The sequence below is a fragment of the Limnospira fusiformis SAG 85.79 genome (assembly GCF_012516315.1).
GTDB lineage: Bacteria > Cyanobacteriota > Cyanobacteriia > Cyanobacteriales > Microcoleaceae > Limnospira > Limnospira fusiformis.
This window is the reverse complement of the sequence record NZ_CP051185.1, coordinates 765,335-784,583: the sequence shown is the minus strand read 5'-3', so window position 1 is coordinate 784,583 and position 19,249 is coordinate 765,335. Positions and strand designations below refer to the sequence as shown.

Sequence of the window (19,249 nt, the reverse complement as noted above, 5' to 3'; positions counted from 1 at the left end):
CAATAACGCGATCATGCTGGCTCAACTTCCATCTCTCGGAAAAGAAAGAATTTTTTCTGAGAAATTTGCGCTTGACGTTTAACGTGACTCGTTGAACGCTTGGTAGGCAGTAGAATCGGTCAGTATAGTATCCGAATTAATGACCAATGGAGAATTTGCTTTGGGTGGAAAGATGGGGATGCAACAGATGTAGAAATTGTTGACTATCACTGAGGTGGAATCATGACAAAAAATAAATTAGATAAATTGACCCCTGTACATCCTGGCGAAGTCCTGTTAGAAGAATTTCTCAAGCCCATGAATCTGAGTCAAAATCAGGTTGCTCTAGCCTTGCGTGTACCTGCACGTCGAATTAATGAAATTATTCACGGTAAACGTAGAATTACGGCAGATACAGCCCTACGTTTAGCCTATTATTTCAATATGTCCGCCCGGTTTTGGATGGGTTTGCAAATGGATTATGATCTGGATGTAGCTGAAGATGCAATCGGAGAAAAATTAAAAATGGAAGTTTGTTCCCGGCAAGACTAACAGTAAAGCCATACGAATATTACCGCGATTTACTGCTCACCTTTCCCAAAACGGAGGCATAGATGACCGACTACAAGGCGATCGCCGAATCCAATAACTTTATCATTCTGGATCAATACACCAAAATACCGCAGAGCAATAGTTACCAAAGCGAAAGCGATTTACAGCGCGAATTGATTCAGGACTTAGTTAATCAAGGCTATCATTACCTGCCGAAATTAACCAAACCCCAAGCCATGTTAGCCAACGTGCGCGAGCAGTTGCAGACCCTCAATCATGTGCAGTTTACCGATAGCGAATGGCAGCGCTTTGTAGAAACCTTTCTAGATAAACCGGGCGACAGCATTATTGAGAAAACCCGCAAAATCCATGAAAACTATATCCATGATTTTGTATTTGATGATGGTCGCATTCAAAACATCTACCTGCTGGACAAAAAGAACCTTCCCCGCAACAAAGTACAAGTGATCGAACAATTTGAACAAAAGGGGACCCAAGCCAACCGCTACGATGTCACCATCTTAGTCAACGGCTTGCCGCTAGTGCAAATCGAACTCAAAAAACGCGGCGTGGCAATTCGTGAAGCCTTTAACCAAATCCATCGCTACAGCAAAGAAAGCTTTAACGCCGAACATTCCCTCTATAAATATTTGCAACTGTTTGTTATTTCCAACGGAACCAATACCCGCTACTTTGCCAACACCACCCAGCGCAATAAAAATAGCTTTGACTTCACCATGCACTGGGCGAAAGCCGATAACACCCTGATTAAAGACCTGAAAGACTTTACCGCCACCTTTTTTGAGAAAAACATCCTCCTCAGTGTCCTGTTGAAGTATTCGGTGTTTGATGTAAATAACACCTTGCTGGTGATGCGCCCCTACCAGATTGCGGCCACCGAGCGCATTTTATGGAAAATCAACAGCGCCTACCAAGCCAAACACTGGAGCCGTCTTGAGGGCGGCGGCTATATCTGGCACACCACCGGCTCCGGCAAAACCCTAACCAGCTTCAAAGCGGCGCGGCTGGCGACGGAGCTAGATTTTATCGACAAAGTGTTTTTTGTGGTCGATCGCAAAGACCTCGACTACCAAACCATGAAAGAATATCAACGCTTTTCGCCCGATAGCGTGAATGGCTCTGACAGCACTGCGGGGCTGAAGCGTAATCTGGAGAAAGATGACAATAAAATCATCGTTACCACGATCCAGAAACTCAATAACCTGATGAAAACCGAAAGCGACCTAGCCATCTATAAAAAGCAAGTGGTGTTTATTTTTGATGAATGCCACCGCAGCCAGTTTGGTGAGGCGCAGAAGAACTTACGGAAAAAATTTAAACGGTTTTATCAGTTTGGATTCACTGGGACGCCCATTTTTCCGCAAAACGCCCTGGGCGCAGACACCACCGCCAGCGTCTTTGGTCGTGAATTGCATTCCTATGTAATCACGGACGCGATCCGTGATGAAAAAGTGCTGAAGTTCAAGGTGGACTACAACGATGTTCGTCCCAAGTTCAAAGCGATTGAAACGGAGCAAGACCAGCAAAAACTGAGCGCCGCCGAAAACAAACAAGCCCTGTTACACCCCGATCGCATTCGCGAGATTTCTGAATACATCTTGAAGAACTTCCGCCAAAAAACCCACCGCTTGCAAGGGGGCGGCAAAGGGTTTAACGCGCTGTTTGCGGTGAGCAGTGTGGACGCTGCCAAGCTGTATTACGAAACATTTAATAAGTTGCAAAAAGACCGCGAGAAACCTTTGAAAATCGCGACAATTTTTTCCTTTGCAGCCAATGAAGAACAAGAAGCCGTGGGGGAAATTTTGGATGAAAGCTTTGATGTATCAGCTATGAACAGCAGCGCCAAAGAATTTTTAAGCTCGGCGATCGCTGACTATAACGCCCTGTTTAAAACCAACTTCAGCGTAGATAGCAACGGTTTCCAAAACTACTACCGCGATCTCGCCAAGCAAGTAAAAGCCCAAGAAATTGACCTGCTGATTGTCGTGGGGATGTTCCTGACGGGATTTGATGCGCCCACACTTAACACCTTATTTGTGGATAAAAACCTGCGCTATCACGGTTTGCTGCAAGCCTATTCACGCACCAACCGCATTTATAATGCTACCAAAACCTTTGGCAATATCGTCACCTTCCGCGATTTGGAACAAGCCACCATTGACGCTATTACCCTATTTGGCGATAAAAACACGAAAAACGTGGTGTTGGAAAAAAGCTACAGGGAATATATGGAGGGCTTTACGGATGCGGTGACGGGTGAAGCACGGCGCGGCTTTTTGGAAATAGTCACGGAATTAGAGGAGCGTTTTCCCAACCCCGACGAGATTTTTTTAGAAACAGACAAAAAAGACTTTGCCAAGCTATTTGGCGAATATTTGCGCGTTGAAAATGTGCTGCAAAACTACGATGAATTTGCCAGCCTGAAAGCCTTGCAACAGGTGGATATAAATGACCCGGCGGCGGTGGCAGCGTTTAAAGAGGAACACTATTTAACTGATGAAGACCTGACGGCACTGCAAGCGATCAAAATTCCGAGCGATCGCACCATTCAAGATTACCGCTCGACCTACAACGATATCCGCGACTGGTTACGCCGGGAAAAAGCGGACGGTGAACAAGCAAAATTGGCGATCGATTGGGATGATGTGGTGTTTGAAGTGGATTTGCTGAAATCCCAAGAAATAAATCTGGATTACATTCTTGAGCTAATTTTTGAGCAAAACAAAAAGAATCAAAATAAAGGTGAGTTGATCGAAGAAGTGCGCCGCTTGATTCGAGCCAGCCTAGGCAATCGAGCCAAAGAAAGCCTGATTGTAGATTTTATTAATCAAACCAATCTCGATGAGATGGCAGATAAGGCGAGCATCATTGATGCTTTCTTTAAATTTGCCCAAGCCGAGCAAGCCCGCGAAGCAGATGAGTTGATTCATTCAGAAGGCTTGAATGAAGAAGCGGCGCGACGCTATATCAGTGCCTCGCTGAAACGCAAGTTCGCCAGCGAGAATGGGACTGAGTTAAATTCAACACTGCCTAAAATGAGTCCGCTTAATCCACAATACAAAACCAAAAAGCAGAGCGTTTTCCAGAAAATCTCGGCGTTTGTTGAGAAGTTTAAAGACGTAGGCGGGCAGATTTAGGACTACCCATTCACGAAAAAACGATAGGGAAGCCATTGTACCAAAACCCATAACCAATCACTGCACCCGACCGGATCGCCATATTCCCTTCTACTCCTACGACGTGGAAGATTTTGAGTTGAAATTGCAGAATCTACGGGAGTTGGGGCGATTGTGATTTTTACCAATCGCGATCGCTCTACCCTGATCACCCAAACCCCAACGGCGCGATAACCACTCACGAGAGGGAATGTTATACGCTACAATTTTCAATAAGTCTCTTTCTGGCAGGTTAGGCAGTGCGAAAACAGGAAGCCCTGACATTACTCGCAAATCACCAAAACACACTAAAAAATTTTGGCGTGAAGTCTCGGATGATCTTTGGTTCAGTGGCAAGGGATGAAGCGCACATAAACAGTGATGTTGATCTGCTCGTCGAGTTTGATCGTCCAGTTGGGTTATTCACTTTTGTCCGGTTGAAACGATACCTAGAGGAGATTTTAGAAAGATCAGTTGATCTAGGTACGCCCGACTCCCTCAAACTTGATCTACGAGAACCCGTTTTTCAGGAGGCGATTCGTGCCTTCTAGGAATTGGAAAAATAGAGTAAGAGACGTGCTGGCTGCGATCGCTGAAAATAGAGAGTTTGCCAAGGAGACTACCTTTATATTGCCACGGTGATTATTGCACCAATGACGACAAAAGGGAAAGCCTACCCGACGCGAATTGCCTGCCAGTTTCAGGGTACAGTTTGATCAAACCTTGCCATTATTGATATTGTAGGAGTGATTTGTGAAAGCCCGTGACTTGCTCAAGCCAGGTGAAAAGGTGGTTGTTATTTTTACAGCCGAAGGTAGCAAAAACCTAATTCGGTATCTTCCTTGATGTAGCTTTAATTCTGGAACAATGGCTGAAGTCGGCGAGAGTTGAAGGAGCGATCGCTGAGTGTGGCGGTAGCCGTATCGCCTTTTGTCGGGTGAATGTTTGGGAAGCCGATAAAAATGCCTTTTCCGGGTTTGATGTGTATCCGAATTTACCCTTTGAGGCGGAGCAGATGGAAACCTTTATCCGGTGATTCTTTGCCCAGAGTGATTAAAAACAGTAACTCCTGGCAGTAAAGACTTGTAGCTTTTTGAGGCTAAGGTGCATATCCCCTTGATTCTGTATAACATCCACCTTTAAAAAAGGCTGAACCCCTTGCCAGTTCAGGAATTGGGCGAGGAATCAAGTTTTGTGTATGCTAGATCTAGCAATTTTTGACACCTCTTAGTTTTAGGGAGAAATTTTACTATGAAAATCAAACTCAAATTAAAAACTGATCCTGAAGGGAAGTTATTATTACAACTTCCCCAACAATTAGCTAACAAAGAATTAGAAATTGTTATTAGTGATTTGGTTGAAGAAACAATACCAACACCTGAAGAATTAGGTTATCCTGCTGATTTTTTTGAAAAGACTGCGGGCAAGTGGGAAGGTGAAGTTTTAATTAGAGAAGAATTAGTAAATTGTGATGAGAGAATTTGGGATATTGAATCATGATTTATTTGTTAGATACCAATACCTGTATTCAATATTTAACGGGACGTAATCTTAATGTAATCAATAAATTTAAAATTACTCCTCGCCAAGATATTTGTTTATGTGATGTAGTCAAAGCAGAATTATATTTGCTTGTCGTAGTGCTAAAAAAGAGCAAAATCTAGCTTTATATGAGTTATTTTTCTCTCAATATGTTAGTTTACCCTTTAATGGTAAATCAGCGAAAATTTATGGTGAAATTCGCTCGGAATTATCAAAATTAGGTACTCCTATAGGTGCTTATGACTTTCAGATTGCGGCTATTGCTTTAGCTAATAATCTGATTTTAGTAACTCATAATACTAAGGAGTTTCAAAGAGTAAAAAGTTTACAACTTGAGGATTCGGAGGAAAATATTTAATTTTTATTATTGAAACTCAATCTTATGCTATTGTTGATATATATACAAAATGTATTTAACCTACAAGGGAATGTGAATGGGATGAAAACAAAAACCAAAAGGAGACGGAGACAAAATTATGAGTATCTCGCCGAAACGACTTAAAGAAATCCAGAATATTCCTGATTCTGCCATTGATACATTACGGAGGTTATTATGTCTGACTTATTCTTAGAACAAAATCAACTTAAAAATATGATTAAAGAAATTGTTGTAGAACTATTTACTGAAAGTGAGGAAGATTTTTTAAATCTCTTGGCAAGTAAATTAGTAGAAACAACACTTAAAAAGAAGATTCAAGAAGAATTAGATTTAGAACAATCTGCTAATTTGTATGCAGAAATATATCAAGAAAGTAATGAACTTAAAGAATTAACTGAGTCAGCATTATTGGATTTTGTAGAATGAGTAAACTAGAAATAGGAATGATTATTGACGTTAATCTTGAGCCAACCAAAGGCTCGGAAACAGGGAAAATTCGTCCTTGTATTATTGTGACCAATAATACTTATAATCAAAGAGTTCCTATAATTCAAGTTGTTCCCATAACTGAATGGAATAGTAAAAAAGCCAAAATTAAAACTAATGTTGAAATTAATCCTTCTTCTGTTAATGGATTAACCCAAAAATCTATTGCTGATTGTTTACAAACAAGACCAATAGATCAACGGTTGAAGTTCTGCAAGAATTAATCAATCTGGCTCAAGATATTAAAGCCGCCCGCCAACGGGGCGAGGAACAAGGACTTTCTGCGGATGAAATCGCCTTTTATGACGATCTGGCGGAGAACGAAAGCGCCGTGGAAGTGATGGGCAATGACAGCCTAAAAACGATCGCCCATGAATTGCTAATGAGCCTGAAATTGACTGGGCGCATCGGGAAAGTGCGCGCGCTCGTCTCCGTAGCACGGTTAATTCTAAATTTCGCACCAATAAACCTGAGATATCACAAAGCAAAATAATTGTCAAGCTATCTCCCTGTGGTAGGTTGAAATAGTTGCTAATTGCGATCGCTGAAAACAGAGAGTTTGCCAAGGAGACTACCTTTATATTGCCACGGTGATTATTGCCCCAATGACGACACAAGGGAAAGCCTACCAGACGCGAATTGCCTGCCAGTTTCAGGGTAAGGAAGGGCAAATTGTTCTCGACCAAACACCATCGATAAAGCTCCATTGGTCAAAAAGATGTTTTCCCAATGAGCCAAGGGACGGCGCGATCGCTCTACCCTCATCACCCAAACCCCAACGGCGCGATCGCTCCTTACCCGGACGATAAACGATGCTGTAGGCAGTATGCTAAACTCAAAGTCTATTTATTCGATGTCACTAAAAGATGACCAAAACTTTGAGCTGGGCTGGACTCCTGGGGTTGAGTTGTGGATTATTGGCTTGTGGGCAGTTGACAACTGGGCAGACTACTGAGCAGACTATAAGACCATCTTCGGAGTCTTTTCTACCCCAAAACGCTGCGATCGCCTCATCTCCCGTTACTGTATCCAGCCCCTCTGGGTTGGCATCGAGGCACTACAACGCCGAGGCAATTTATACAGAATTTGAGCGTTTGACCCGGCGAGCCTGTCAACAACAGGAAAAAATTGTCGGGAATTTGCGTTATCAGCTCTGCACGATGACTGACTCCCAGGGCTTGATTCAAGTGGTTTATGCCTCTTCATCTCTGGCTAGTGAGGGTGATGGTGCCGGATATTTGCTCAATGAGAACGCAGATATCTATGCAATTCGCTACTTCCACTCTGATGAGGTTTTTGTGCTACTCCCAGAAGCTCGCCAGACCATTGTAGAGTTAGTTGGAAACCGACAGATAAACGTGACTACAGATAAAGCCCGTTGGCATCAGCTAGAACTCGATGCGAGAAAGCAGATCATGGAAATTTCTGCACAGTTTGACCTCAATAATTCCACAGTCAGCAATCAGCCAACTTCAGACCGCCAAGAAATACAACCCATTGCCCTTATGTTTTGGCAACCGGGAGCCTTAGCCGGGGCAGGGTTGCCTACCCCAACCATTAAAAAAATGGCGCTCAACGTGACTACAGATAAAGCCCGTTGGCATCAGCTAGAACTCGATGCGAGAGAGCAGATCATCGAAATTTCTGCACAGTTTGACCTCAATAATTTCACAGTCAGCAATCAGCCAACTTCAGACCGCCAAGAAATACAACGCATTGCCCTCATGTTTTTGGAACCGGGAGCCTTAGCAGCAGGGTTGCCTACCCCAACCATTGAAAAAATGGCGATCGCTGATGACACGGCTTTACTTACTTGGCAGCAAGGGGAAACAGCCGGGATGATGTTGCTCCGAAAAGAACAGGGGCAATGGGGAGTTTTGACCTATGGCGGCGGTGCAATTGACGCAACAACTCTATCTGAGTATAATGTTCCCCAGACGACAGGTGAAGCCCTGCTCAAGCAGTTAAACCTCAACTAAATTTATGCAGATTATTGGCGGGGGCGATCGCTACTCTTGTCGGGTAGGTTAGTCAAATTTAGCCAGGGTTTCTCATGTCAACTAGGGGGTATTTTCTGACTGGATCACTCAAGATTTCTCAATGCACTATTTGGTCGTTTTGTCAATAGGTAATTTCTAGTAATTTATGCCTGACTCCCACCAGAATACCATGAAAAATTTAGCCCCAACTCCTGCAGATGCTCTAATCGCCGCCCTCCATGAACCGGGACGGGAAAACCTCCTTGATTTAGTCCAAAATCCCTTGTGTTTGACGATGCTCTGCATGATTTGGGATGGGTCGTTGCCGGACACTCAGGCGGAGTTATATCAGCGTTACCTGCGAAAAATTTATGAGTGGAATCAGAATTTAAATGACTTGGAAAAGTATGCGGAAGTTTGTGGCACGAATACCACGAAATTAAAGCAGAATTTGAATCGGCAATTGGGGGAACTGGCAAAGGCGGCGCTGAATTTGCCCCGGCAGCGATTTCGGTTATCACAGGCTTTGGTGGAAGAGCATCTAGGGGAGGAATCAGATCAGACTTCGTGGGCTTATTTGGTGTTGCGGTTGGGTTGGTTAAATCGGGTGGGCAGAGATGGACGCGGCGATAGTATTTTTGCCTTTTATCATGCGACGTTTCAGGAGTATTTTGCAGCGTTGGCGGTGGAGGATTGGGATTATTTTCTGCCTCGGAATCATGTTGATTCTCCGGTGGCGGGGAGGCGGTATCGGATTTTTGAGAAGCAGTGGAAGCAGGTGATTTTGTGTTGGTTGGGGCGTAAGGAGATTCAGGCTCAGAAGAAGGAGGAGTTTATTCGGGCGTTGGTTGAGTTTGAGGATGGGGTCAGAGATTTTTATGAATATAAAACATATTTGCTGGCTGCTGCTGAAATTAATCAATTTAAGACTTGTTCTCTGGCTACCGATATTGTGCGGCAGGTGGTGAAGTGGGGGTTTGGTTATTTCAATACTGAAAAACAGGAATGGCAAACCTTTTTAGAACCCATCGAAGAAGCGGCGAGAGAGGTGATACCACAAACCATTAGACCCTTGGCGATGTCCGCACTGATTGAACTTATTGAGAATTGCCCAGAAAAGGACAGTCGGATGCAGGCAGCAGAGACTTTAGGGAAAATCGACCCAGGAAATCCCAAGGCGATCGCTGTATTGCTCGAAATTATCCGCACCACTGAGAATGAATGGGCCCGTTGGCGGGTAGCAGATAGTTTAGGGAAAATCGACCCAGGAAACCCTGATGCGATCGCTGTATTGCTTGAAATTATCCGCACTACTGAGAATGAAAATACCCGTTATCAGGCAGCATTTAGTTTAGGGGAAATCGACCCAGGAAATCCCGATGCGATCGCTGGTTTGCTCGAAATTATCCGCACCACTGAGGATAAATTGACTCGTTGGCGGGCAGCATGGAGTTTAGAGGAAATCGGACAGGGAAACCCTGATGCGATCGCTGGTTTGCTCGAGATTATCCGCACGACTGAGGATGAAGATACCCGTAGGCGAGCGGCATATAGTTTAGAGGAAATCGGTGTCGGAAATCCCGATGCGATCGCTGGTTTGCTCCAAGTTATCCGCACCACAGAGAATGAATATACCCGTATTCAGGCGGCAGAAAGTTTATGGAAAATCGGACAAGGAAATCCTGATGCGATCGCTGGTTTGCTCCAAGTTATCCGCACCACAGAGAATGAATATACCCGTATTCAGGCGGCAGAAAGTTTATGGAAAATCGGACAAGGAAATCCTGATGCGATCGCTGGTTTGCTCCAAGTTATCCGCACCACAGAGAATGAATATACCCGTATTCAGGCGGCAGAAAGTTTATGGAAAATCGGACAAGGAAATCCTGATGCGATCGCTGTATTGGTCGAAATTATCCGCACCACTGAGGATAAATATACCCGTTATCAGGCAGTAGAGAGTTTAGGGAAAATCGGACAGGGAAATCCCGATGCGATCGCTGGTTTGCTCGAAATTATCCGCACCACTGAGAATGAAAAGACCCGTAGGCGGGCAGCATATAGTTTAGGGAAAATCGGACAGGGAAATCCTGATGCGATCGCTGGTTTGCTCGAAATTATCCGCACCACTGAGAATGAAAAGACCCGTTGGCTGGCCGCAGAGAGTTTAGGGAAAATCGGACAAGGAAATCCTGATGCGATCGCTGGTTTGCTCGAAATTATCCGCACCACTGAGAATGAAAATACCCGTTGGCTGGCCGCAGAGAGTTTAGGGAAAATCGACCCGGGAAACCCTGATGCGATCGCTGGGTTGCTTGAAATTATCCGCACCACTGAGGATCAAGATACCCGTGGTCTGGTGGCATATAGTTTAGGGGAAATCGACCCGGGAAACCCTGATGCGATCGCTGGGTTGCTTGAAATTATCCGCACCACTGAGGATCAAGATACCCGTGGTCTGGTGGCATATAGTTTAGGGGAAATCGGACAAGGAAATCCTGATGCGATCGCTGGTTTGCTCCAAGTTATCCGCACGACTGAGGATGAAAAGACCCGTAGGGAGGCAGTAGAGAGTTTAGGGAAAATCGGACAGGGAAATCCTGATGCGATCGCTGGTTTGCTCCAAGTTATCCGCACCACTGAGGATAAATTGACTCGTTGGCGGGCAGCATGGAGTTTAGAGGAAATCGGACAGGGAAACCCTGATGCGATCGCTGGGTTGGTTGAAATTATCCGCACCACTGAGAATGAAAGTACCCGTAGCTTGGCGGTAGATAGTTTAGAGGAAATCGACCCAGGAAATCCAGAGGCGATCGCTGGGTTGCTCGAAATTATCCGCACTACTGAGGATGAAGATATCCGTAGGCTGGCAGCATGGAGTTTAGGGAAAATCCTCGCCACACCGGAAGAATATGCAGGAGTCGTCTCCGCCTTAAAAGACTGCCTCAGCGATGAAGTTTACGAAAACAACTTTGACCTATTCAAGGCATCCTACAAACTCATCTGCAACTGTGCCGAAAACCTCCCCTATCCCGAATTTTATCAACCCTGGCACAATCTCCCCACCACCCCTCATCCCGAAGTGGAAGACAACACCCCCTTTATTCAACAGTGTAACCTCGCCCTTGTCCCCCAAATCCTCAACCAAGCCATCCAAACCCACCCCGTCAACTGCCAAGCCATTTGCATCGATGGCAGCCGCTTCAGCGACCCTAGTAACCCCGCCTTGCAAATCTACACCACCTTGAAAAAAGCCGGATGTCCCCCCAGTCCCGACGGTAAACCCCGTACCATTGCCGAATTACAAGCCTACTGCGAGGATGACCTCAGCGACCATCCAATTGCCCTCATCCTCTACGAAGAACCCACCGACCCACCCCCCCAAGGCTTTGATATCGCGGTACTCAATAAACTCGCCCGCTTTAGCCATCCCCCCATGGCGGTGATTGTCCCCCAACGCCTCCCCGAGTGCCGATTACCGCAATTCCTAGAAAGCGACCCCGATTTGATTGCCCATCTCCTCCAGTGGTTGCAAAACTTGGCACGATGAACCGGTGAAATTAGCATTCAATCCCTGAGCATCGGACATGGCTCTGCTATAACCCGGTTGCGGGAAACTGGGCTATAATTGTTGTTGTTGGTGACACCAAAAGGCGATGGCAGCCACCCCTAAGCTACTACCATATTGATGAGGCTTAGGTGTTCGGTTGTAGGGTATTTTTGCCCAGGGAAATCACTAATTGAATTAGGCGAGATATAGCATTAGTCAAGGTGGTTAGGACGCAGCTTTGAGAACGGAATCCATGGCATCATGGAGAGAATCAAACTGCTCAATGCAGTGGCGAATACGGGCTTTCAGCCACGACCAACATTTCTCTATCTTGTTGAGGTCTGGCGAATAAGGTGGTAGATAGAGTAAACGGCATTGAGCTGCCTCCACCAGTTCAGCAATCCGTCCCCCTTTATGAAACGTTGCATTGTCCAATACTAGAGTCTGACCTGGCTTCAATGTTGGAATTAAGATGAACTCCAACCACAACTCAAACACTGTCCGATTACAACAACCCTCAAAGCTAAAGGGAGCTAAGAGTTGTTGATGACACCATGCGGCTATCATACTTACCCTGCCCTGCCTCTTCCCTGATTTGAGTGCATGGAAGCGTTTTCCTTCCTCGCAGTAACCATAAGGGTAATCCGAGTCCTGACTATTCATGCCGGCTTCATCGAGGTAGACCACTTCTTCCGGCTCCATCTGTTCAATCTGAGCCATAAACTCCTCTCGCTGTTGCTCATCACGTTCTTGGTAGCCGTAAGTTTTTTTTTCTGGTGAAGCCAATTTTCTTCAAGGCTCTGGATATGGTGCGAGGAGAGATGTCGTCATCCCAAAGTTCAGCCATTTGAGCTGCTGTTTTGTCGCCATGCTCTTGGGCAAAAGCCTTGAATTTTTGCCAGTCGGTAATTTTGTGGTTATTGCCAGGTCGGTGATGAGGTTTAGGGAGGAAGTCTCCGGTCTGTGCTTTTCTTTGCAGCCAGAGATTAATGGTGTTCCTGCTGACATGGAAAACTTGACTGGCTTCTGTTTTGGGCATACCATCTAGTTCAATGGCATCAATAACTTTTTGTCTGAGGTCGTAACTATAGGGGGCTGGCATTTTTGGTCTTCTTAGTCATCTCGTCCTCTCCATTATACGTCCTAAGTGTTCTGTCTTGTGCTATATCTCGGCTTGATGTCTCAGGGTTAGTTTGAATCGATAATGCGCCCATGTCAGCATGGCGCGGGCAGTCTTAGACCTGATTTTCCGCTTTACCTGACTAGCCATATCGGAAGTCTCGAAGGTGGGCAAAAAAATTAGGCTGTAGTTGTGAGTCAAGTAGTGAGCAATTTGTTTGTGGGCTTCATCAACTAGATTGCGGATTTTGGTTCTCATTCGTTGAGCCGCTTGCCTCATCCGTCGCCTCCTTGAACGACAGGGTTCCTTGGCGATTCGGCTCATCAAATCATCCAAATGTTGACATAACCGAGTGATGCGTCCTATATCTCCGGAGCCCAATTCCAGAAACCGAGAGCCATCAAACCCGGTCATAAAAGTTCGGACACCCGGGTCTAATGCAATTACGCCATTCGCTTCAGTTGGGGTAACGGCAACTGGTTCAGGGAAAATCGCCAACCATCGACCTTTGGTAAACACCAACTGAGTCCCTTGCCCGCAAGTTTTAGGGATGGGTTCGGAAACCATGAAAGTTCATCCTTTCGTGAGTCTTGGATACCAACTCCCTGAAGAGAAATTAGCATCGTTAAACTTGATGGCTTGAGAACTATCCCGACAGCTCCTAAACCTTGCGCCAGGACTGGCTGAAAAGGCGAGATAGGCATCAAAGATAGCATTCTGCCGAATATGGCAGGGTGTTTCTTTGACCCATGCAGGCAAGTCGCTCTGCATCACTTCGTTGCGTAATTTCAGTTTGCTTAGTCGTTTACCACTCCTAGATAATGCAATTGCTTGGTTGTAGCAATACCGACAAGCAGCCAGCCATTTACGCCAGACTTGATTTAGCTCTAGGCTGGGGTAAATCCGGATCTTCTTTGACCTGAGTTTTGTATTTACTCCGTCCGTATAATCGGGAACTGAAGCAGTGGAGGATAGTGAGGATGTCCTCAACCATTTCTGGTTCTGGACTGAGACTTGTCTGGTTGAGAACCATGAGTGAGCACCTGTTTTGCTCACAGAGCCATCGAAACAAGTCAAATCCCCATATTGCCAATCGGTCTGGGTGGGCAACGACAACCATGCCGACATCTCCTGACAAATGATGTCCCAGTAAAGCCAGCATTTTCTTTCCCTTGAAGTTGAGCCCGCCTTCGATTTCTGAGACGACTTCTGCTTCGGGGTAGAGGTTGGACAGTGCGGCCGGCCACCTGTCGGTTGAGGTCTGACTGCTGGGCGCGGCTACTAACTCTGGCATAGATAACGACTTTGCGTTTGTCACTGCCTGATTTGGCAGCAGTATATCACTCAACGTTTTATCGTCGTTGCCCAGCGGGGGTTCTGATGGTCTCGATTGAGCCATTGTCGTCCCATATGCGGAGTGTTCTTTCATGGACTCCAAGGATTTGGGCGGCTTCCTTGGGTTTGACATATCTGGCAATAGGTTTATCCTCAACGTTATGGTCGAAAGGGAAGTCACCTTCCCCAACTCCAATTCAAAACCGTACTTGAGACTTTCACCTCATACGGCTCCTGATGTAGATACCCCTTTTGACATCGGGAACAGGGCAACAACTCCCTGCTTTGTGACTTCAACTTTTGGAGCTAAATACAACATCGTAGTCTTTAAACTCGCTCTCGTCATAAACACTCTTATTTGTCGCAGTCTCTATATCCACACCGTGACTAGTGGGCATATCCTAACCATTACAGTTAGGCATTAGCTTTCAGTCACATCCTTTCCCCTTAAAGGGTTAGGGGTCGAGAGTGAAGTCACCTTCACCCTCTCCCATTCAGAACCGTGCTTGATAGTTTCCCATCACACGGCTCCTGGTGTGGATACCCTATTTGTCAAAGGAGCAGAATCAAGAGACCTGCTTTCTACTTCGATGTTCAGAGCTATATGCACCACGTAGTCTTTAAACTCGTCCTCGCCATTATACTCTTACTGACCGCAGTATCTATATCCCCACCGTGACCTGTGGGCATATCCCAACCATGACAATTGGGCTTTAGCTTCTGGTCACATCCTTCACCCTCTAAGCATGCGCTTACATTTTTCACTACTGCCTTGTGAATAGCATTACTCACTGGTTTATAGGCAGAGCATTAGAGGGGTTACAACGTTCCGATTATATGGGCATTCCATCGTTAGATTTGTCCTCTCCGCCGGGGTACTTTTAAAGGTCTGTATAGGTAGTCGCACGAACCCCCTACTTTTCCCCTTGCCCTTTTGAGCGCAGCGTGTCAACCTATTTCGCTGCTAGTGTATTACGATGGTTCAAGTCGGACATTCGGTCTTGCTAATCATAGATGGTTGGCAGTGGTCGCGTCTTGGTAGTAGGTTCTACCTCACGCCTTCCGTTCCCCGCTTCAATCCTGGAGTTATGATTTCCAAAACTGGGGGTGGCTATCGCCGTTACTCTCTACTCCCTGATTTCTCAGTTCGTTTATGACCTTGAGTTCCCTGCCTTGCTTAGTTCCCTAAGCGTCGGGACATATAACCAGTTATGAGGATGCTCAGGAGAGGTCTCCTTATATCCAGATTCGGAGCTGGAATCCTCACCGGGTAGTTATTTCGGGCATTTCAGCCCTATTTCATACCCGAACGTCTCGCACCATACGCTTACACTTTTCACTACTCCGCAGTTACATCCTGCTGAGAACCTATGAGGGGTTTAAACGTTCCGTTTATACGGGCATTCCATCTTTAGACTTGTCCTGTCCACCGGGGTAATTTTAAAGGTCTGTGTAGGTAGTGGATGAAAACTCCTACTTTTCCCCTTGCTCTTTTGAGCGCAGCGTATCAACCTATTTCGCTACTTAATAATTACGATGGTTCAAGCCGGAACATTCAGATTTCCTTAGTCATGGATAGTTGGCAGTGGTCGGATTATTGGGAATAGGTTTCCCTCACGCCTTCCGTTCCCCGCTTCAATCTGACGGGCTGTGATTCCTAAAACTGGGGGTGGCTATCGCCGTTACTCTCAACGCCCTGATTTCTCAGTTTGTTTATGACCTTGAGTCCCCTGCCTTGCTTAGATTTCTCCAAGCGTCGGGACATATAAACAGTTATGGGATGGTCAGGGGTGCGAATCCCTTATATTCCACCAAGGGGTGGAAGTCCCACTAGGAGGTTATTTCAGGCATTGCAGCCTTATTTGACTCCTAAACGTCTCGCACTCTTCTCGCTTATTATACCGTATTGCCGTAAAATGTTAACCTAATTTGAGATGAAATCATGCTCTCTACTGAAATGGGTCACGACTCCACTCAGCAAATTGTTTTGTGACCTTGAGCTCCCTGCCTTGCTTGGAAGGTCATGTCCAAGCGTTGGGACATATAAACAGTTATGAGGATGGCCATCAGCTCGCTTCTTATATCCAACCAAGGGGTTGGAGTACCCACTAGGCAGTTATTTCGGGCATTGCAGCCCTATTTGATGCCTAAACGTCTCGCACTGAGATCATGATCACAATTAGCCTTTCACCTGCTACTACTTTGATGGCTGGCTAATTGGAACTGCGAGGGTAAAGCTGCATCAACTTCTGCACCTGTTCAGCATGGTAGGAACTACGAGTCAGGGGAGAAGCGACAATTTGTAAGAACCCTAGAGACTCCCCGTAGGCTTTCCAAGTCGCAAATTGTTCCGGGGGAATAAAATCAGCTACAGCCAGATGCTTAGAACTCGGTTGCAGGTATTGTCCTAGGGTCAGGATATCGCAGTCAACCTCTCGCAGATCTACCATGGCTTGGCGGATTTCTGCATCGGTTTCACCTAATCCTACCATTAACCCAGATTTGGTATATAACCACGGGGCGATTTGTCGCGATCGCCTTAATAATTCTAAACTACGGTGATAGTCACCCTGGGGACGAACCCGCCGATATAATCGTTGGACAGTTTCAGTATTATGGTTGAGGACTTCTGGTTTAGCCTGTAGAATGGTCTCTAGGGCTTCCCAATTGCCACACAGGTCTGGGATTAATACCTCTATGGTAGTTTTGGGAGATAGCGATCGTACCGATTCAATACAGCGGACAAATTGAGATGCTCCCCCATCAGGTAAATCATCCCGGTTCACCGACGTAATCACCAGATGATTTAACTGCATCCGTCGCACCGCCTCAGCCAATCTTTCCGGTTCTGTCCGATCAAGAGCCTGTGGTTTTTTCTCAAAGTCAATATCACAATAGGGACAGGCGCGGGTACAAGCCGGACCCATAATCAAAAATGTAGCCGTCCCCGCGTTGAAGCATTCCCCAATATTCGGACAGGAAGCCTCTTCACAGACAGTATTTAATCCCAGATCCCGCAGGATCCCTTTAACGTTCCCAACGCGCTCGAACTGGGGCGCTTTAACTCTCAACCAATCGGGTTTAGATACCATAGTAGCTCATGATATGTTTAGCTTGATTTTAGCCAATTATAGCACAAGACAGAACACTTAGGACGTATAATGGAGAGGACGAGATGACTAAGAAGACCAAAAATGCCAGCCCCCTATAGTTACGACCTCAGACAAAAAGTTATTGATGCCATTGAACTAGACGGTATGCCCAAAACAGAAGCCAGTCAAGTTTTCCATGTCAGCCGGAACACCATTAATCTCTGGCTGCAAAGAAAAGCACAGACCGGAGACTTCCTCCCTAAACCTCATCACCGACCTGGCAATAACCACAAAATTACCGACTGGCAAAAATTCAACCTACATTCCGCAGGTTGACAGGGAATAAAAGATATGGTGCTAGTCTAGGCTAGAAAGGGTTCCTTCGAGCGGTAGGCTCTGGCGATGCAGATTAAAAATTTAGACCATCTGGGTTTAGTGGCTGGAGTGATTGACGAACTTGGCCTGGTCGAGTTGACGGATAAGCGGATTGAACCTCATAGCTTGGAGCATGTGAGTGCCGGACAAGTGGTTAAAGCCATGATTTTGAACGCCCTAGGCTTTCTCAGTGCACCGTTGTATTTATTCAGCGAGTTTTTTGAGAGTAAAGCGGTGTCTCATCTGCTCGGGGAAGGGGTAGAGGCTCGTCACTTGAATGACGACCGCTTAGGTCGAGTGTTGGATGAACTCTACGCAGAAGGGACGACATCATTTTTTCTCCAGGTGGCGCTCCAGGCTGTGGAACGATTTGGAATTGATATTCAACAGCGTCATCTCGATGCCACCTCGATCTCAGTAGAAGGGAAGTATCAGCGGTGCTCGAAGGGGAAATCCGAGGTAGGACTTGAGTCAGCTCCCCCCGGTGAGACATCAGCAGAACCCAGCCCAATTCGGCTGTGTCGAGGCTATTCCCGAGACCATCGTCCAGATTTGAAACAGTTTTTGATGACTCTAGTCTGTGCCGCCGACGGTGGCGTGCCGCTATGGTTGCAGTTGGCCAGTGGCAATGAACAGGACACTCAGCAGTTTGCAGAGGTGCTCAAGGCGTTTGGTGACCAATGGACTAGCGACGGTATCGTTGTGATGGATGCCGCCTTTTACACAGCAGCCAATCTGCAGCAGATGGAGACCACGGGGTGGCTATCACGGCGTCGCTGACCCTAAAAGCGGCTCAAGAGCTGGTGCACAGCGATGTCACCCGACTGACTGAAGTCCCCTGCAACTCCAAGGATTACCGGATGTGGGAGATTGAGCAGACCTATGCCGGAGTGCGCCAGCGCTGACGCCTCGTCGAAAGCCAAACCCGCAAAGCCAATGCCGACCTCTGGCAACCCGAATTAGAGAAGCTCGAACACCGCCTCAACCGCCAATTGAAAAAGCTGACCCAGCGGGTCTTTGCTTGCAAACCCGATGCCCTCGAGGCCTTGATGCAGTTTCAAGATGGACTCGAGGTGCATCAGCTCACTCAGGTCTCCCTGGAGACGGTGCAGGCCAAGCGACCCCCGGTCGTCCCGCCAAATCCGCCGAACCCACCCCAGTTCAGGGCTATCGGCTCCAGGCCACGTTACAGCAGACCGCCACGGCGGAAGACCGCTTTAGCCGTCAGCGTAGTCGCTTTATTCTAGCCACCAATCAACTGGAGCAATCCCTCTGGCCGGCTCAGACCTGCTTGAGCGAATATAAAGGGCAACAGACCGTCGAGAGAGGCTTTCGCTTCCTCAAAGACCCCCTCTTCTTTGCCAGTAGCGTCTTTGTCAAAAAGCCGCAGCGGGTCGAGGCCTTAGCTCTCATCATGGCCCTAACCCTTATGGTGTATACCCTCGCCGAACGCCAACTGCGACAGGCGCTAGATGCTCAGAAGCAAACGGTGCGCGACCAACGCCAACAACCCACCGCTAAACCGACCTTTCGCTGGATTATGCAGAAGTTTCAAGGAATCCACTGGGTTAATCTCGATGGGCAAAGGCAGATTAGCAATCTCAATGATGAACGGCGATTGATTATTCACCTCTTCGGTCCACCCGTTGAGCGCTATTACTACGCATCCGGTTAATTACCTATC

At 46.6% G+C, this 19,249-nt stretch carries 16 protein-coding genes and 4 pseudogenes; 15 read left to right on the top strand and 5 right to left on the bottom strand.

The features are described from left to right. Window positions 1-99 precede the first annotated feature (99 nt). The 12 genes from HFV01_RS03855 (at window position 100) to HFV01_RS03790 (ending at window position 11,643) form a co-directional block, all read left to right on the top strand. Complete coding sequence (locus HFV01_RS03855; protein ID WP_081587642.1) at window positions 100-213, top strand: type II toxin-antitoxin system RelE/ParE family toxin; 114 nt, start codon at window positions 100-102, stop codon at window positions 211-213. 9 nt (window positions 214-222) lie between these two features. Beyond that, complete coding sequence (locus HFV01_RS03850) at window positions 223-531, top strand: HigA family addiction module antitoxin (RefSeq protein WP_006623772.1); 309 nt, start codon at window positions 223-225, stop codon at window positions 529-531. 62 nt (window positions 532-593) lie between these two features. Continuing rightward, entirely contained in the window at window positions 594-3,689 is a 3,096-nt protein-coding gene (locus HFV01_RS03845; RefSeq protein ID WP_193520842.1) for a type I restriction endonuclease subunit R, read from the top strand. A gap of 278 nt (window positions 3,690-3,967) precedes the next feature. Beyond that, window positions 3,968-4,258: a nucleotidyltransferase family protein gene (locus HFV01_RS03840; RefSeq protein WP_193520841.1), complete on the top strand. Its 291-nt coding sequence runs from the start codon at window positions 3,968-3,970 to the stop codon at window positions 4,256-4,258. A 700-nt stretch (window positions 4,259-4,958) separates the two neighbouring features. Continuing rightward, entirely contained in the window at window positions 4,959-5,207 is a 249-nt protein-coding gene (locus HFV01_RS03830) for a hypothetical protein (RefSeq protein WP_006623775.1), read from the top strand. Between the two features lie 121 nt (window positions 5,208-5,328). Beyond that, complete coding sequence (locus HFV01_RS03825; RefSeq protein ID WP_315663180.1) at window positions 5,329-5,607, top strand: type II toxin-antitoxin system VapC family toxin; 279 nt, start codon at window positions 5,329-5,331, stop codon at window positions 5,605-5,607. Window positions 5,608-5,802: 195 nt separating this feature from the next. Continuing rightward, the gene (locus HFV01_RS03820; protein WP_006623777.1) at window positions 5,803-6,054 is read left to right on the top strand and encodes a hypothetical protein; all 252 of its coding nucleotides are present in this window, start codon (window positions 5,803-5,805) and stop codon (window positions 6,052-6,054) included. Continuing rightward, window positions 6,051-6,338: a type II toxin-antitoxin system PemK/MazF family toxin gene (locus HFV01_RS03815; protein ID WP_006623778.1), complete on the top strand. Its 288-nt coding sequence runs from the start codon at window positions 6,051-6,053 to the stop codon at window positions 6,336-6,338. Before HFV01_RS03820 ends, HFV01_RS03815 begins: the two co-directional genes overlap by 4 nt. After that, window positions 6,287-6,607 (top strand): type I restriction enzyme endonuclease domain-containing protein, encoded by a 321-nt coding sequence (locus HFV01_RS03810; protein ID WP_006623779.1) that lies wholly within the window; start codon window positions 6,287-6,289, stop codon window positions 6,605-6,607. Before HFV01_RS03815 ends, HFV01_RS03810 begins: the two co-directional genes overlap by 52 nt. 112 nt (window positions 6,608-6,719) lie before the next feature. Next, the gene (locus HFV01_RS30145; RefSeq protein ID WP_231296327.1) at window positions 6,720-6,923 is read left to right on the top strand and encodes a hypothetical protein; all 204 of its coding nucleotides are present in this window, start codon (window positions 6,720-6,722) and stop codon (window positions 6,921-6,923) included. A 123-nt stretch (window positions 6,924-7,046) separates the two neighbouring features. After that, a complete protein-coding gene (locus HFV01_RS03795) occupies window positions 7,047-8,093 on the top strand; it encodes a hypothetical protein (protein WP_235720160.1) in 1,047 nt (348 codons plus the stop codon). A 190-nt stretch (window positions 8,094-8,283) separates the two neighbouring features. Next, window positions 8,284-11,643 (top strand): HEAT repeat domain-containing protein, encoded by a 3,360-nt coding sequence (locus HFV01_RS03790; RefSeq protein WP_273247425.1) that lies wholly within the window; start codon window positions 8,284-8,286, stop codon window positions 11,641-11,643. 225 nt (window positions 11,644-11,868) lie between these two features. Here the strand turns inward: HFV01_RS03790 and HFV01_RS03785 are convergent. From HFV01_RS03785 to HFV01_RS03770, 4 genes and pseudogenes are all read right to left on the bottom strand, one after another. Further along, window positions 11,869-12,745, bottom strand: a protein-coding gene (locus HFV01_RS03785) for an IS630-like element ISAtsp1 family transposase (RefSeq protein WP_108614679.1) whose coding sequence is annotated in 2 segments (ribosomal slippage) — window positions 11,869-12,414 and window positions 12,416-12,745 — 876 coding nt in all. Because the reading frame shifts where the segments join, the coding sequence is not laid out codon by codon here. A gap of 63 nt (window positions 12,746-12,808) precedes the next feature. After that, window positions 12,809-13,330 (bottom strand): annotated as a pseudogene (locus HFV01_RS03780) (nuclease/transposase family protein); the annotation flags it as partial. A 6-nt stretch (window positions 13,331-13,336) separates the two neighbouring features. Next, window positions 13,337-13,534 (bottom strand): hypothetical protein, encoded by a 198-nt coding sequence (locus HFV01_RS31945; protein WP_157234559.1) that lies wholly within the window; start codon window positions 13,532-13,534, stop codon window positions 13,337-13,339. A gap of 127 nt (window positions 13,535-13,661) precedes the next feature. After that, window positions 13,662-14,241: pseudogene (locus HFV01_RS03770) on the bottom strand (IS607 family transposase); the annotation flags it as partial. 834 nt (window positions 14,242-15,075) lie between these two features. Between HFV01_RS03770 and HFV01_RS03765 the strand changes: the two are divergent. Beyond that, a complete protein-coding gene (locus HFV01_RS03765; RefSeq protein WP_006625930.1) occupies window positions 15,076-15,255 on the top strand; it encodes a hypothetical protein in 180 nt (59 codons plus the stop codon). 1,056 nt (window positions 15,256-16,311) lie between these two features. Here the strand turns inward: HFV01_RS03765 and lipA are convergent. Further along, window positions 16,312-17,190, bottom strand: a complete 879-nt coding sequence (lipA, locus tag HFV01_RS03755) for a lipoyl synthase (protein WP_006615955.1) — start codon at window positions 17,188-17,190, stop codon at window positions 16,312-16,314. A 102-nt stretch (window positions 17,191-17,292) separates the two neighbouring features. On the opposite strand from lipA, the pseudogene HFV01_RS03750 reads away from it, so the two are divergent. Together HFV01_RS03750 and HFV01_RS03745 are read left to right on the top strand one after the other, a co-directional pair. Continuing rightward, window positions 17,293-17,505 (top strand): annotated as a pseudogene (locus tag HFV01_RS03750) (IS630 transposase-related protein); the annotation flags it as partial. Window positions 17,506-17,592: 87 nt separating this feature from the next. Beyond that, a pseudogene (locus HFV01_RS03745) lies at window positions 17,593-19,240 on the top strand (IS1634-like element ISAtsp2 family transposase). Window positions 19,241-19,249: the final 9 nt, after the last annotated feature.